13 protein-coding genes and 1 pseudogene are annotated in these 15,446 nt (G+C 39.7%); 7 read left to right on the top strand and 7 right to left on the bottom strand.

Annotated features, from left to right (window positions below; translation table 11 throughout):
- The first annotated feature begins 625 nt into the window (after nt 1–625).
- Nucleotides 626–1,048 carry a BLUF domain-containing protein gene (locus J8L97_RS16860; protein WP_211051580.1) on the top strand — a complete coding sequence of 141 codons (423 nt, stop codon included), beginning with the start codon at nt 626–628 and terminating at the stop codon, nt 1,046–1,048.
- A 12-nt stretch (nt 1,049–1,060) separates the two neighbouring features.
- A complete protein-coding gene (locus J8L97_RS16855) occupies nt 1,061–2,752 on the top strand; it encodes a methyl-accepting chemotaxis protein (RefSeq protein ID WP_211051578.1) in 1,692 nt (563 codons plus the stop codon).
- Nucleotides 2,753–2,966: 214 nt separating this feature from the next.
- On the opposite strand, the gene J8L97_RS16850 is transcribed toward J8L97_RS16855, so the two are convergent.
- Together J8L97_RS16850 and J8L97_RS16845 are read right to left on the bottom strand one after the other, a co-directional pair.
- Nucleotides 2,967–3,710 carry a VWA domain-containing protein gene (locus J8L97_RS16850; RefSeq protein WP_247688710.1) on the bottom strand — a complete coding sequence of 248 codons (744 nt, stop codon included), beginning with the start codon at nt 3,708–3,710 and terminating at the stop codon, nt 2,967–2,969.
- A 602-nt stretch (nt 3,711–4,312) separates the two neighbouring features.
- Complete coding sequence (locus tag J8L97_RS16845) at nt 4,313–5,125, bottom strand: sulfite exporter TauE/SafE family protein (protein ID WP_211051575.1); 813 nt, start codon at nt 5,123–5,125, stop codon at nt 4,313–4,315.
- Between the two features lie 675 nt (nt 5,126–5,800).
- Between J8L97_RS16845 and J8L97_RS16840 the strand changes: the two genes are divergently transcribed.
- The 3 genes from J8L97_RS16840 to J8L97_RS16830 all read left to right on the top strand — a co-directional run bounded on the left by J8L97_RS16840 (nt 5,801) and on the right by J8L97_RS16830 (nt 8,794).
- A complete protein-coding gene (locus J8L97_RS16840) occupies nt 5,801–6,775 on the top strand; it encodes a DUF1852 domain-containing protein (RefSeq protein WP_211051571.1) in 975 nt (324 codons plus the stop codon).
- 108 nt (nt 6,776–6,883) lie between these two features.
- On the top strand, nt 6,884–7,912 hold the full coding sequence (locus J8L97_RS16835; RefSeq protein ID WP_192506430.1) for a methionine synthase: 1,029 nt from the start codon (nt 6,884–6,886) through the stop codon (nt 7,910–7,912).
- Nucleotides 7,913–8,356: 444 nt separating this feature from the next.
- Nucleotides 8,357–8,794 carry a hypothetical protein gene (locus tag J8L97_RS16830; RefSeq protein ID WP_211051570.1) on the top strand — a complete coding sequence of 146 codons (438 nt, stop codon included), beginning with the start codon at nt 8,357–8,359 and terminating at the stop codon, nt 8,792–8,794.
- Nucleotides 8,795–8,876: 82 nt separating this feature from the next.
- Here the strand turns inward: J8L97_RS16830 and J8L97_RS16825 are convergent, their stop codons facing one another.
- The 4 genes and pseudogenes from J8L97_RS16825 to J8L97_RS16810 form a co-directional block, all read right to left on the bottom strand.
- Nucleotides 8,877–10,025, bottom strand: a complete 1,149-nt coding sequence (locus J8L97_RS16825; RefSeq protein WP_247688709.1) for an AraC family transcriptional regulator — start codon at nt 10,023–10,025, stop codon at nt 8,877–8,879.
- A 202-nt stretch (nt 10,026–10,227) separates the two neighbouring features.
- The gene (locus J8L97_RS16820; RefSeq protein WP_211051569.1) at nt 10,228–10,662 is read right to left on the bottom strand and encodes a hypothetical protein; all 435 of its coding nucleotides are present in this window, start codon (nt 10,660–10,662) and stop codon (nt 10,228–10,230) included.
- A 25-nt stretch (nt 10,663–10,687) separates the two neighbouring features.
- Nucleotides 10,688–10,975: pseudogene (locus tag J8L97_RS16815) on the bottom strand (DUF6326 family protein); the annotation flags it as partial.
- Nucleotides 10,976–11,371: 396 nt separating this feature from the next.
- On the bottom strand, nt 11,372–12,895 hold the full coding sequence (locus J8L97_RS16810) for an EAL domain-containing protein (protein WP_211051566.1): 1,524 nt from the start codon (nt 12,893–12,895) through the stop codon (nt 11,372–11,374).
- 294 nt (nt 12,896–13,189) lie between these two features.
- On the opposite strand from J8L97_RS16810, the gene J8L97_RS16805 reads away from it, so the two are divergent.
- Complete coding sequence (locus J8L97_RS16805; protein ID WP_211051563.1) at nt 13,190–13,627, top strand: hypothetical protein; 438 nt, start codon at nt 13,190–13,192, stop codon at nt 13,625–13,627.
- 23 nt (nt 13,628–13,650) lie between these two features.
- Nucleotides 13,651–13,920 carry a hypothetical protein gene (locus tag J8L97_RS16800; RefSeq protein WP_211051562.1) on the top strand — a complete coding sequence of 90 codons (270 nt, stop codon included), beginning with the start codon at nt 13,651–13,653 and terminating at the stop codon, nt 13,918–13,920.
- A 245-nt stretch (nt 13,921–14,165) separates the two neighbouring features.
- Here J8L97_RS16800 and J8L97_RS16795 read toward each other — a convergent pair whose 3' ends face one another.
- Nucleotides 14,166–15,362 carry a serine hydrolase gene (locus tag J8L97_RS16795; protein WP_211051559.1) on the bottom strand — a complete coding sequence of 399 codons (1,197 nt, stop codon included), beginning with the start codon at nt 15,360–15,362 and terminating at the stop codon, nt 14,166–14,168.
- Between the last annotated feature and the right edge of the window lie 84 nt (nt 15,363–15,446).

Below are 15,446 nucleotides of genomic sequence, written 5' to 3'. Positions count from 1 at the left end.
GATACAAATGACTATCTGGCATCTCGCTGTTAAAAACAGTTTGCAATCGCAGTGTACAATGACCTACTTGCAAGTAATTTATATCACCTTTACCGCCTTTCCCTGCGACCGACACACCTAACAAAACCAAGCTCTTATCCATTAACTCTTTAATCGTTTTCCCATCTCACACTCTATTTGATGAATACACCAAATTTGGCAGTAATCTCATTTTATGACTAAACTAATTTACTAATCAAATATTTATAATTAGCACAACCTAGAAAAACCAAGCCACTGATTTAAAATGCTTTTATTGAGATGGTAACGTATTTATTCATAAACAAGTAGGAATAGAAAAATGAACCGTAGTCAGTAAAAGTACTAAAACAACATACAGTCATAATAATAGAGGCTTTTTGCGTGTATATTTTATACCTTTAATATTTCTGCCTCCAAGCTTGTCTAGAGGACATAAAAATAATAGACACTCATTACTGTAACATAAAACTTTATACACATAGATGCATATGAAAAATGTCATTTATCTGAAAAATACTTAGTCTGCTTTATTACCCCTAAGCAACTTGGTGACTTTTAACTCACATTCAGTAACGGCTAATCATAGTTAAAATAAGAGGTTTACATGGTTGAATTAATTTATATAAGCCGAGCACAGAAACGTTTTAACGAGCAGCAGCTTGCAGAATTATTGGCCGTTTCTCGACGAAATAATACGCACAATAAGATAACTGGCTTGTTACTTTATGATGGCTTTGGCAGCTTTATCCAAGTGCTTGAAGGTACCGAAAGTGATGTGAAGAAGCTATTCGATCATATCAAAAATGACAACCGGCATACTAATATTAATCGTATTGGCTATCAGCCCATTGCCCAAAGAAGCTTTGGGCAATGGGAAATGGGGTTTAAATTATTGCCCAACGAAAATGCCATAAAATTAGAAGGATTTAGCCAATTCATGCAAGCAAAACATACATACGAACATTTATCAAACGAGCAAAACTTCGCAATAAGGATGCTGCGATACTTTAGAGACAACCAAGAGTAGGATGAAATAACCATGCTAAATAAAATTGATATAGGAAAAAAAATCTATTTCCTCGGTTTTACCCAATTTTTGCTATTGGTCATATTGGGCACCTATTCCATTGCACAGATGGATAAAATTGGTCAATCATTGATGGATATTGCGGAAGAAGACATTCCCTTAACGAAACTCATCACCAGTGTGACTGAACATCAGCTAGAGCAAGCTATTCTCTTTGAGCGGGCCATGATAAAAGCCATTCGGCATGAGCAAGGCATGGAAAGTCGCGCTGAGCTTGAAAAAGCAATAAATGATGTTAAAACGTTAATAAATAAAACAGCAAAAGAAATCATTCAAGTAGAAGAGTTCATTAAATTAGCCATTCCACTACTTCATTCCGATGAAGCCAAAAAAGAGTTTCAAAAACTGTACGAGGAATTAAAAAAGGTAGACATTATTTACGAATTGCTCATTGATAAGGTCGATGCCGTAATGGTATTAGGTAGCACTGGTCAAATAGCGGCTATGTTAAAGCAATCTCATGATGTAGAAGAAATGGAAGAGCAGCTTGATAACAAATTAATTGAGCTGTTAGGTAAGGTGCAAAACTTTACTTTAAAGAGTGCATTAAAAGCCGAGCATGATGAACAAGAGGCCATTAAATGGATGGTTGCTATTTTTGTTTTTGCTAGCGTTATTGGAGCATTTTTACCATTTATTGTTGCCAATGCGATCCGTAAACCTATCCAAACGATGACAAGCAGGCTAACTCAAATTGCAAGTGGTGACGGTGATCTGACCATAAAACTGGATGCTTCATCAAAAGATGAAACTGGTGCCGTAGCAGGCGCATTTAATCACTTTTTATCAGTACTTAGCAGTATGATCAGCCAAGTCAATTTAGGCGCTGAAAGTCTAGGACGTTCAAGTGAGAGCGCGCTTGTTGCAATGCAACGTACGCTTAAGAACGTTGAAAAACAAAGAGAAGATATTGAAAATGTCGCGGCATCTATTAACCAAATGAACATCACCACTAAAGAGGTTGCGCAAAACGCGGGGAATGCATCAACCGCCACAGAAGCGGTAAAAAAACGAGTGCTCGATGGTCATAAAGAAGCCATAGCCACTCAAAATGTGATCACTAATATGGCTGATGAAATCACCGAAGCCTCATCTGTTATTGAAAACTTAGTTGCAGAAACCAACAATATTGGCGTGGTACTCGACTCAATTCAAGGCATAGCAGAGCAAACAAACTTACTGGCATTGAATGCCGCAATTGAAGCTGCTCGAGCAGGTGAAACCGGGCGAGGGTTTGCAGTTGTAGCCGACGAAGTAAGATCTCTAGCAAAAAGAACGCAAGAGTCCACAGTTGGTATACAACAATTAGTAGAGCGCTTAAAAGCGGAAGCCCAAAACGCCATTAACAGTATGAATAAAGGAACTGACAGCGCACAAGAGTGCCTCACCAGAAGTACCGAGTCTGCCCAACGGTTCTCTTTGGCTGCTGAATCCGTAAATGAAATTGCAGATTTAAACCAACAGATTGCATCCGTTGCTGAACAACAGCATGAAGTTGCTCAAGAAATTCATGAGAGTTTAGAGAGTATCAGAGAAGTAGCTGAAGTAACGAATAATGAAACTAAAAATACAGCTGATGCAAGTGAAAGTATCGCTAAAAGTGTCATTGATTTACATAAAAACCTGAATATGTTTCAAACTTAAGCTAAACAGTACATAGTAAATTACGTGAGAAAAAACGGCTTGGTTTACATAGAACTGTGTCAATAATAACACGCCTATGTCATTAAGCATTAGTGCCTATTGTTAGTCAAAAATACATACCGCACTCACAACACACAGCCAATGATAAAACGCCACCTTTTTTACAAAGCTGGCGTTATTTCATTTAGGGTGAATCAATACCATACAGCTCTATTTACCACTGCCCTGAGCCACCATCACTGTCGCTCACCAGCTCAACTTTCCCACCTGTTTTAGTGGCTAGTTGCTTCAAAAATTCAAATGTCGGAATATTTTGCGCATTTAATTTTTGTGAACTCGCATTCGCTGACGCATCATTAGCAACTGCTGAATTTACATTAACAATGTTTTGCACCGTGCCAGTGTAAATCGTTGCATTAAACTGTACTTGTGGTAACTCTAGAAAGTACTTTGAAGTAACTTGTGCTTGCCAATTTGACCCGCCACAGTTTGCCACAGGGCTCGCATTCTCATCCCCGTCGGTAGACCCATACACGCGTAAAATAGCGCCTTGACTCGCTTCAACCGAAAAATTATTGCGAAGCTCATCTGCGCCATCACACATCGCTTCTGCAAGTGCGGTCAACCCTGTACAGCCTTCACTATCCAGCTGTTGGAGCGCCATAAAAGCAGACGTAAAATCAACAAAGCCACTGGAAATGGACTGGATTTGCCCGCCGTTACTAAACGTTTTTACATTCAGTTTTTGACCATTAATTGAACTATCCAAAAAGAACTGTGTCACTTTATTAATTGCTTGCTGTTTTGAGAAAGCACACCGTGATTGGCCGTCAGGTCTTTGTGTCATCATAGACCCACTTCTATCTAAAAATAAGACACCGTACGATTCGGGTGCACTGATAGCAGAAAACGCAGGAACGGCCAATGCGCCTAGCAATAAACTTGTAATAAATTTCATTATAAAAACTCCATATCCATATATGTAATGGTTTACATAAGTAAACCAAGGCTAAGCAACCACAGTTAAGTGATAAAAAGTATCCCTATACTGAACGTTGCCCTTTCAGCGTAGTGATCAATACAGAAAAAACAAACACATTTAAGATACATTTTAAAAACAAATGATTTACATTGGAGTTTCATAAAATATAGCGTTACACTCATGTATACTTTCCGTCAAAGACACTTTTACCGCTCCCATTCATGGTACATTGAAGCAATTCCTTAGCTAGCGTGCATCATTAACAAAACACGGTAACGCTGCAGCCCAAAGATTTAAGTAATCGTCAAGTTATGTTAGGTATTATGATGAAGCCAATCATGGGGGTAAACTTATTTTTAGTAGCAAAAGTAGATGTGAGTTTATAACTCATGTTGCTCGACATTTATTGGTTTTTTAATATCACGCTGATAAAAAGTGATATGCTTAAGTTAAACTACATCTTATGGGGAAATGTTGTTCTTCTTGCAACTTAATCCTCCCTAATTATGGTGAAACACAGACCACAAGCTCACGTATCAAAGAGGCGCTTCCCAGCCTCTTTGACTTTAATTCGGCTATTAACTCAATATCATATTTGCCGCCATAACAACCAATAGCCCTGCGAAGATCTTCTTTATTGTCGGCACAGGTAAATGATTCGTTGCTTTTGCGCCAAGAGGCGCGGTAAACCAAGACGTACACACGATCCCCAATAAAGCCGGTAAATAAACAAATCCTGCAAAGCCATCTTTCAATGAGAAGTGTGTGCTACCAGAACTGATATAACCTATCGAACCAAACAATGCGATAACAATCCCGCACGCAGACGCACAGCCAATGGCCTTTTTCATATCCAGAGAAAAGAAGGTCAATAAAGGGACTAACAATGCGCCACCACCAATGCCGATCATGGCAGATAGCCCACCGGTAATCGTGGTAAAAATGGTTAACACCCCTTTATGTGGTATTTTCCGCGTTTTAGCTGTGTCTTTTTTAGTGCTGCTTACAAACATTTTTACCGCAATGAGTACCACACTGACAGCAAAAATGATGCGAACAGCTTGCTCTGGTAGCAGCGCAGCCATAAAACCGCTGATCAGCGCGCCTAGCGCAACACCTGTCATGATCCAGGGTGCTAAATCCCAAGGGACATTCCCATTTTTATGATGTGCTATTGCAGAAGAAGTCGAGGTAAATAATATCGATGCCAATGACGTCGCAATTGCAACGATAACCACTTGCTCAGGTGGTAAAACCGCTAAGTAGAGCAAAATACTGCTCAGTATTGGTACAATAACCAGCCCCCCACCAATACCTAGCAACCCAGCAAGAAAGCCAACCCCGCTCCCGAGTATGGCACAATACACAATCAACAATATTAATTCACTCATTCCATTCATCTCTAATTATAGTTCAAGGGCAATCACGCAACATGACTGTGCTCTTTAGCGGCAAACTCAGTATGAGGCTGGTATCACAATTCACGAAACATGCGGCCAATCATAAACCTTTTCGTAAACTATCAGATTATCATCATGAAAATGATTCAAGACTAAACACCTCAACCAACACCATGTAAGCCAACTATGGCGCTTAAGTTTTATCCTCAGCTCACCACATCCATTTTGAGTATATCAATATATCTAAGGCCCGATTTAACATTTGATTATGATAACTCTTGAATTTTATTAATGTTTCATATGAAAAAAACACAGGGTGGATATCTAGCCATCTAAGCACCCAGACTTTTAGGTGGTGTTTTAATGTTTTAACACTCAGTTTCATGCGTATTCTGGATGACCTTTTTCGATTTAGTTGCACCTTGAATATGACTCATGTTGTATCTGAAATTAAACCATTTTTCTTCATGCATCTAAGCACGTATAAATAGTGCCATGCTCTTAACGCAAAGCAAGACAACCGTTGATGCTCAATAAGGCACATACGCTAAATAGAACACACGGTTTAAATTACTCGCTGATTAAATCAGATAGGTAGATTGGAAAGCACGACAAGAGCAATCAACTAATTCAGGTTTTATCTCAAAAATTGGATACCAGATTATCATGAACAAAGAATTTACATTTACGATTAAGAGCATAAGTCTCGACGAAAATTATCATCCTTCAGACAATACGCGTATTACCACCAACTTTGCTAACTTAGCGAGAGGCAGCCACCGTCAAGCAAATTTACGAAATGCATTAAAAATGATTGATAATAGTTTCAATGCCTTAGCTAACTGGGATAATATCAAAGGAGACCGTTACTCTGTTGAACTAGAAATCGTTTCAGTAAACATGGATATTGAAGGCGGAGGTGAAACTTTTCCGTCAATTGAAATACTGAAAACGCACATCATTGATCACAAAACCAATAAGCGTATTGAAGGCATTGTCGGCAATAACTTTTCTTCATATGTGCGCGATTACGATTTTAGTGTATTGTTACAACAACATAATAAAGATCAGCCTCAATTTAGCGTTCCTGACAATTTCGGCGAGCTACACGGCAAACTTTTTCAGTACTTTGTGAATTCACAAGTGTATAAACAAAATTTCAAGAAACTGCCCGTGATATGCCTCAGTGTGTCTGATAACAAAATCTATCAGCGTACTGAAAATCAACACCCGATTTTAGGCGTTGAATACCTGCCAAATGAATCATCTCTGACTGAGCAATACTTCAAAAAAATGGGCTTGCAGGTGCGTTACTTCATGCCGCCAAACAGTGTCGCCCCTTTGGCTTTCTTTTTCTTTGGTGACTTGCTGAATGATTACACCACGCTTGAACTGATTAGCACCATCAGCACCATGGAAACGTTCCAGAAAATCTATCGACCTGAAATCTATAACGCCAATGCGGTCGCTGGTACGTCTTACAAACCCAACTTAAAGAATTTGGACCATTCACTCACTCAAATAATTTATGACCGAGAAGAGCGCAGCAGATTGGCAAGTGAGCAAGGTAAATTTACTGAAGAACATTTCATCAAACCACACCAAAATGTGCTTGAGCAATGGTCTGCCAACTATGTGTAATTAATATACATAGTTGATATATGAAATAAGTACATGCAGCAGTTACGTGGCAATACTCTTGAAAATAGCCACGTTCTATCATCAATAAAATATACGGCATCATTTAACATGAAAACATTATTACCGACTTCAACTGCGGGCAGTTTACCTAAACCTTTGTGGCTTGCAGAACCTGAAACATTATGGTCTCCTTGGAAATTGCAAGACAACGAGCTCATTGTTGGCAAACAAGATGCTTTGCGATTGTCATTACAAGATCAACAACACGCTGGGATAGATATTGTCAGTGATGGCGAGCAAACCCGTCAACACTTTGTGACAACCTTTATTGAGCACCTCAACGGCGTAGATTTTGAAAAACGTGAAACCGTTAAAATACGCGATCGCTACGATGCGAGTGTGCCAACCGTTGTTGGTCCTGTTAGCCGCCAAAAATCCGTTTTTGTTGAAGATGCCAAATTTTTACGTCAGCAAACCAAGCAACCCATCAAGTGGGCATTGCCTGGCCCGATGACCATGATAGACACCCTATATGATGCCCATTATAAAAGTCGCGAAAAGCTGGCATGGGAATTTGCAAAAATACTCAACCAAGAAGCCAAAGAGTTGGAAGCAGCAGGTGTCGATATTATTCAATTTGATGAACCCGCATTTAACGTATTCTTTGATGAAGTCAATGAGTGGGGCATTGCCACACTAGAGCGCGCCATCGAAGGGCTAAAATGCGAAACAGCGGTGCATATTTGTTACGGCTATGGCATTAAAGCCAATACAGACTGGAAAAAAACACTTGGGTCTGAATGGCGTCAATATGAAGAAGCGTTTCCAAAACTACAAAAATCAAATATCGATATTATTTCATTGGAGTGTCACAATTCTCATGTGCCTATGGACTTGCTTGAACTCATTCGTGGCAAGAAAGTGATGGTCGGTGCGATTGATGTGGCCAGTAATACCATTGAAACACCAGAGGAAGTCGCAGATACACTCAGAAAAGCCCTGCAGTTTGTCGATGCCGATAAACTCTACCCATGTACAAACTGTGGTATGGCCCCTCTGTCGCATACCGTCGCGAGAGGAAAGCTGAACGCGTTAAGTGCTGGTGCCGAGATCATCAGAAAAGAGTTATCGGCTTAACGATACAACTTAACCCTGTTTTATCTATTTTTCTCCAATAGATGCAACGTGCAAGCAAGGTATGCTTCGAGCCTGATAGCCATGCTATCCAAATCATTAGTCTATATTATTAGTCAGGAAGCACGTTCAAAACACGCTTTCTGACTCCTCAATAGCGAAACCTCTGTTTAAGATTAAGCAGTGAAAGTAGGGGCGATTCTAGCAAGCGCTTTTAGAACAGTGATTTTTCTTGAAGGTTTAAAGTTAGCAAGTACCGTTCAAAAAACACCTCCCCTGCCGATTTACTGTCCTTAACGATTACACACCTTAAAATAATCACAACCAAGAAAAGCACATGCTTAGCGTGAACTACTGACACATCATATACATTACAAATAAAAAACCAGATATTGACAAATAAAGGGACAAACGATAGGTTTTTTAAAACATCATTTAAGGAAAATCGTGCTTAAAGTCACTTTACTCAGTGCGTTAACGTCTTTTGTACAGTTCATTATTTTTACTTTTTTTGACTACTTGGATACAGATAATGTCGATCTTCTCTATTCACTTGATACCAATATCTTAAAAATAACGGTGTGGTTTTTCGTTTTAATCTATGCCCTGCGCTGGATCACTCTAAACAAGCAAGCACCGTTTGTTCATAGGCAAAGTGCTCATCGCTTTAAAGTCATGCACACTTTGCAAGTGGCTGTTATCACATTTTTATTGGTTGGCGTTACCAAATATGAGCATGAGTTTGGTCAAACGCTGGCCTTTTCTTCATGGTCAGGCTTGTTCTTGTGGCTGAGCGTAGAACCCCTGCCATTCGTCATCTGTTACTCTATTGCCGCTTGGTATGGTGCAAATACGCTTATACAAAAAGATAAAACTAAACCATGAATCATATAGCTTAAGTCCTTATCAAAGCTGCTTACCTTATACACCCAGACATACCTTTTTAAATAACGATAACAAGGCATGTTTAAAGCATGTCTGGATTATTGTCATTGAGTAAATTGCGATAGGCCGATGGGCTACATCCGGCCACCTTTTTAAATGCGGTATTAAATGTCGATTTAGAGTTAAAGCCCACATCTAAGGCAATATTAGTCACGAGTTTCCCCTTATCTTTCAATTCAGCTTTTGCTTCTTCAACGCGAAAACCATTCACGAATTGAAAAAAGTTAGTCTGTAAAAGCTGAGACAGGGTTTCTGATATATGGTTTTCGGTTTCAGCAATCGATTCTGAGAGCTTCTTTAAAGATAAATCATTGTGTAAAAACAACTTATCTTCTTTCATCGACTGCTCAAGTTTTGACGCAACCCGTTGCATTTTTTCATCGCTGAGTAACGCAGCTCTACCTTGACTCGCACGCGGTAAACCTTGCTCGGCGCTATGCAGTCCCCTTTGGCCCAAGGCCTTTTGCACAAAAATAGCCAGTGCAATCACTTCAAAAATAGGCAATACAATACCTGAGCCAAACCAACGCCACCCCAGCGCGCCTAAAGCAAACTCAACAGCATACATAAACCAAACAGCGCCCCAAATAAGCAATACCGTGCTAAACCACCCCACTGCTCGTTGCTCAATGTCTGAAAAGCGTTCCATCAACTGCTGGCAATGCCTATTGTGGAGATTAAACGCCATTGCTAAAAATAAAGCCGTAAATGCGATAAAAACAAATGTCGTAGACAAACAGGTAAACACCGCTATTTTCCAAAGCTCAGGATCCCGCGTCGACGGCGTTGCCAACGCCAATTTTTCAGCAGGGCTTATCATAAAAATAAAGGGCAGCATGAGCAATACAACTAAAACGGGTCCAGCTGATGCCAAAAAATAAAGCCGCTTACTCACGGGTTTAGCGGGTGACATCATCGCATGGGCATAAAAATATAACGCTGGACCGAGCAACGCCCGAAACGGAAATTGAGCACCCGCCAATGCCGGTGCGTAAACATAAGCCCCAGAATAGATAAATAGCTCCCCCGCTAAATGTATCAATAGCAATAACAACAACCCTTTCAAAAAAAAGGTGTGTCTTTGCTTTGGTTTGTTAAAAACTTCTACCAAAGCAAATATTGCCATGCCCATCATGGCGGAGTATAAAATTGTGGGTAAAAGGTTGACCATTTTGTTACCAAGTATGCGCTTTTGATTTTACAAACGTAATTGTAAAGTCAAATAGCATACTGGTCCACCGGCAGTGTGTACCCAATAGCTTTCACTTCATAAAAAAAGTCTTACGCTAAAAAACATGACACTTTTTGAGCTTTTTCTTTGTTCATTTTCATTTCTTCCAACGCTATCTCAAAATAAAAATTAATACTTAATATCAAGCTTTTACGCAGCCATCTTTTCTTAAAGAAAACCCTAACGCTAAAAAAGTCACTGAAATGACCGCATTAGTGTAATAATCCAGCGACAAACCTGCTTCCATGCCTTTTATACTGCCCACCACCAGCATTAAAGCCCACATAGTCACGGGCACTGATAACAAGTACCCTATTTTCCGCTGTGCTTCACATCGTAAAAATGCAATGGCATAACAGAGAAATGCCAGTACCACTGCAACCATAAAGAGGCCAAATACGCCTGCCGCCAAACCTATAACTGCGGGTATGGCTGGCCATAAAATAGAGTGCTGATGGTCTAAATAAAAACGTGCCCACAGCATTACGGTGTTTATCAACAGAAAAACACCTGCAATCATGAAAAAGCGTGCATCCCAGCAAGGTACATTATGTGTGTTCATGGTCAAACGGTTCATATTTCTGCTCCTTCAATACGGCCATCTACGACGTTGATTTTTGTTGCCAAGTGACTGCCAAATAAATAATGAGTAACTCGGTACAAATTTCGAAAAAGCTAAAGAACATATAATGAAGTGTACCGCCCATTGTCACGGTAGAGGTTTGAACTGAGGTGGTAATAATCCCAGCCACGATATTACAATATTTGCTTAGCCTGAAAGTTAACACGTTCGACAAAACAATCATGATCATGGGTATTTGCAACACAATAGCAAAAGCGAGTAAAAATTCTTCGGTGATGTTCATACCACCGACTTCCCCCGACAAAAATGCTTCTAGATATTAGGCAAGATGTAATGTAATCACCACAAAAAACTTAAATTTCAATATTTTATACAAAAACAGTACGTAACGCGATAAATAGAAAATCTAGGTCAATCGGAAATGTATGATATCGAGGTATTCAGCCAAGTTACTTCGTAACCTGGCTCAGCTGTAGAACGAATCGCTAAAAACGAGCCACTTAATACTAACTAACCTCAGCTCTGGATAAGCGAATTTGCCCAATAAAGCGACTTTTCTCACTCTCAGCGTTGCTTTCATTTGTAATATCCTACTATTACTGCATAATAGCGCCTTGATATTGAACAAAATATCATCGTTGGATTGTACGTAAGTTTGTTTTCAAAACATTTTCTGTTCCAAAACCCTTATCCAAACCTGAGGTTAACTCTGTTTCATCGTGATCAAGTTTTTAGCGCCCTTCTTCCACTCCACAAGTTCATTAAACGGCATGGGTTTGGCGTAAACATAGCCCTGTATTTTATACACGCCGTGCTTGGCCAAATATTCCACTTGCTCATTGGTTTCAACCCCTTCGGCAATGGTTTTTTTAGATGATGCCTCCGCAAAGGCAATAATTGACGAGAGTACCGAGCTTTTCATATCATCAGTGCCAATCACATCAACAAACATTTTGTCGATTTTAATAGTGGAAATACCCAATTCTTGTACGTACGAAAATCCACCATAGCCCGTCCCCGCGTCATCAAGTTTAAGCTCAATACCCATCTCGTAGAATTTAGATAAAGTCACTTTAGCTTGCTGTAAGTCTTCAATTTTTCTGCGCTCCGTGATCTCCAACGATAAATTGTTAAAACTCCAGCTATCATCTGTTTTTAAAGATAAAATATAATCATATAAATCATTACTATAAAGATGTTCAGGCACTATATTCACACTCATAAACTTATCAGTGTCAGCCCAATTCAACTTTTTAATATCACGCACAACTCGGTAAAGTAACTGCTCGGTAATTGGAATGATAAGGCCGGAATCTTCTGCAAATGGAATAAACTGATAAGGCGGAATAACCGTGCCATCTTCTTTTACCCAGCGTACTAAAACCTCGCAGCCCACTATTTTTCCCGACTTGGAGTGTAAAATAGGCTGGTAATATGGCTTGAACTCATGCGCTTGCAGTCCCTGCTTTATCAAAGCTTCCATAGTTTGATTCTGACTTAACAACCATTGCATAGCAAAAATCAGTAATAACCCTAAAGTTCCACCAATGCCTAAACTAATCGCACCACTCCAATGCTCTACAGGCGATAAATAGTTTTTCGACACCGACAGTGACAAAGAAAATGGATATTTATCTGAATAAATAAAAGAAGACAAAGCCAAGTCGTTTGTTTGACTATCAATATCACTCACCAAAATATCGAGGTTATTCAATTGAACTTTTAATACAGCACACTCATCACAAAATGCCCGAGGGATATGAATAGGCTCTATATCGGCAATGAGTTTGTAATTAGGCGCTGTATTAATCACAGCAAGGTCATGGGTATGGGTAATATTATTTAACTCAGAGCCAATAAACACGTTATCTTTCAGAGTATGCCAAGAGTCTTCTTCGCTTTGTTCAACCGCCCTGCCATGACTTGAACATTGTTTGCCACTTTGTGTATGAATCTCAAATAAGCGCACATGCGGACTTGTAAATGCCGCCCGCTGCATTTTCGTAATATCAGATGCTGAACAATTAAAAGTGAGATCTCGCATAAACTGCTCATTCATGTCAATTGCTTCTCCCACATGCGTTTCGAGCTTTTCTAGCAAGAACTCCAACTCAGAATCAATCGCATGCTTAACGTAAAAACTCGCAATGTGGTGATGAAAAGTTAAGGTAATAGTAATACACGTTAACAATAATAAAGCTGACGCCCATGGACGTTGAAATTTCATAAAACTACCTGCTGTTACATTATGATGTGCTTTTAGGAGGTTACATCATATGGTTGTCTAGAATATGAAGGAGGTCAACATTTAAAGGCGGCAGTTGCAATAAAAACAAGGCTGACACCTTTCATTTTTTCTATAGCGGCGCTTAAAAAAGTGAAAACCGTTGCTGCTAACGATCGTCCTTAAAACGCTAAAGTTCAATGATGCAAGAAACCGCATCAATCATATAAATCTCACCACTTCTATAGGTTTAACTACAATAAATAGTACCCTTGATCCAATTAAGGTCATTTAACCGTGACAATGAGAAACAAATTATTTGTGCTTTCTATTACACTCTTCAGCTTTAACGTTACGACCAGCGCTGAATCAATCAGAGTCGTGACAGAGCACTTCCCGCCTTTACAAATCAGTAAGGAAAACAAACCTGTTAAAGGTGTGGCAGTACGACTAGTGAAAAAAATAATGGCTGAAGTCAACTTTAATGCGCCCATTGAAGTATACCCTTGGGCAAGGGCTTACAAGGTCGCATTAGAGCAACCGAACGTGCTTATATTCTCCATTGCAAGAACAAAAGATCGTGAGAAACTTTTCCATTGGATAGGTTCGATAAGCCCCCTTAAAGGGCATATATGGACACTGCAAGAGCATTCACATGTCAAAATTAACACCATTGACGATGCCAACCAATACCCAATCGCTGTAACCCGGAAGACAGTGCCCACCACTATTTAAAGCAAAATAACTTAGACAAAAATTTGGATCTGTACCTAACAACGACCAACAAACAAAACATAGAAATGTTGTTTTCTAAAAGAATAGATTTAATTATCGCCACTGATGCAATGATCAAAACTCACGTAGAAAGCTCTGACCTTCAGTACGAATTATTAAAGAAAGTGTTTACTTTTAATCCAAATGAATTCCAACTTTATATCGCCATGAGTAAAAGCACTTCTCCTGTGTTAGTTCAGCGCTTTAAAGCCGCTTTTGAAAAAATACAAAACCACTTAGATATCAATAAATAACCTCAGATTTGGATAAGGGTTTTGGAATAGGAAATATTTTGAAAATAAACTTACGTACAATCCAATGGTGATATTTTGTTCAATATCAAGGCGCTTTTATGCAGTAATAGTGGGCTATTACAAATGAAAGTAACGCCGAGAGTGAGAAAAATAGCTTTATTGGGCAAATTCGCTTATCCAGAGCTGAGGTTAAATAGATAAGGCCAACCATGTTGACCTCTTTCATTGATTTTTACTCTGACACATTAATGAGCAAACACGGGAACTATGGTTTTTAAAGCATGTGGCATGATCTTATCTTCTTGGTCGTGACCTTTAATCACCACAATTAAATCAAGCTCCGCAATGGTGATGATGTATTGGCCCCCACCACCCCAAGCAAAATTGGCATTATAGCTTTTGCCTTTAACAGGTATATCCATTTGATAAATATAATACCCATATTGATAAGCTTTTGGGATCCACGCTTCAGTAGGTTGTACAATACCTCGGGTCCCCTTGTTTAAATAGGCCATTGAAATAAGCTGCTCGCCCTGCCACTTACCTTTGTTGGCAAGCAAAGCGCCCCATTTCAGCATATCGCGCGACGTTAAACTCACACGCCAACCCGCTTCGGGCAAGCCACTGATGGCATTTTGCCAACGATAGTTGGTGATCCCCAGTTTATCCAACAACTCCTTTTTAATGAAACTCTGCGCAGTACCTGGCACCACAGCATCCAGTACTTGCATCACCAAGGTCGGATTAAAATTACCATATGAATAACGCTGAGACTCAGAATTAATAGAGGTACTGTGTTCAAGTAACGCTTGAACTTGCCCTTGACCTTTTAATTTGGCGGGTGTCCCCTCCAATACCTTCACTTGCTCGTCACTCACACGAATACCACCACGCATGGTGAGCGCTTTATGCAGGGTGATTTTTTCCGCCCCTGCAACGAGCTTAGTCGTATCTACGTCTTTCAAAAAACTGACAAGCGGCTTGTCTAAGTCAGCCATGCTTAAATAGCCTAATTGAATTGCACGGCCTAGTGCCAAGCTGGTATAAGTTTTTGCTGCCGATGCCTGCCCTGCAGCCAAATTTACACGACCTCGTCGGTAGTAAGATTCAAACACCAGCTTACCTTTGTGACTAATTAACAAGCCGTCATAAAGACCGTATTTACCTTGCGCTATTTCTTCGGCTAACTTAATAATATTTTTTTTAGCCACTCTATCCCCCAATTGCCCAACAGAAATACCCTCTTTTCTATCTTTTGGTGCCGCAGAAATATAGGCCTGCTTAAGATAAGGCAAATCCCAAAATGACAGTGATTTTTCCGCATTGGTTACCTCTGGTGCAACCCGACTTTTTGCATTGGCGGTAGATATAAAAATACCATTACTCGCAACGCTGAGTAATGTCGTCATTACCAAGATTTTAATTGTTAGTTTACTGGCCATTCTATTTCCCTTTTTATTTACTGATACGCTTTAAAGCCCTACCGACACCCAATTTCAACTTAGAAAATTGTGGTAATGAACTCT

The sequence above is a fragment of the Pseudoalteromonas sp. MMG012 genome, assembly GCF_018100875.1.
GTDB lineage: Bacteria > Pseudomonadota > Gammaproteobacteria > Enterobacterales > Alteromonadaceae > Pseudoalteromonas > Pseudoalteromonas aurantia.
This window is presented reverse-complemented; position numbering and strand designations above follow the sequence as displayed.

Excerpts from the sequence above, each read along its gene's own strand:
- J8L97_RS16860 (WP_211051580.1), top strand. The coding sequence starts at position 626 with ATGGTTGAATTAATTTATATAAGCCGAGCACAGAAACGTTTTAACGAG.
- J8L97_RS16855 (WP_211051578.1), top strand. The coding sequence starts at position 1,061 with ATGCTAAATAAAATTGATATAGGAAAAAAAATCTATTTCCTCGGTTTT.
- J8L97_RS16850 (WP_247688710.1), bottom strand. The coding sequence starts at position 3,710 with ATGAAATTTATTACAAGTTTATTGCTAGGCGCATTGGCCGTTCCTGCG.
- J8L97_RS16845 (WP_211051575.1), bottom strand. The coding sequence starts at position 5,125 with ATGAGTGAATTAATATTGTTGATTGTGTATTGTGCCATACTCGGGAGC.
- J8L97_RS16840 (WP_211051571.1), top strand. The coding sequence starts at position 5,801 with ATGAACAAAGAATTTACATTTACGATTAAGAGCATAAGTCTCGACGAA.
- J8L97_RS16835 (WP_192506430.1), top strand. The coding sequence starts at position 6,884 with ATGAAAACATTATTACCGACTTCAACTGCGGGCAGTTTACCTAAACCT.
- J8L97_RS16825 (WP_247688709.1), bottom strand. The coding sequence starts at position 10,025 with ATGGTCAACCTTTTACCCACAATTTTATACTCCGCCATGATGGGCATG.
- J8L97_RS16820 (WP_211051569.1), bottom strand. The coding sequence starts at position 10,662 with ATGAACCGTTTGACCATGAACACACATAATGTACCTTGCTGGGATGCA.
- J8L97_RS16810 (WP_211051566.1), bottom strand. The coding sequence starts at position 12,895 with ATGAAATTTCAACGTCCATGGGCGTCAGCTTTATTATTGTTAACGTGT.
- J8L97_RS16795 (WP_211051559.1), bottom strand. The coding sequence starts at position 15,362 with ATGGCCAGTAAACTAACAATTAAAATCTTGGTAATGACGACATTACTC.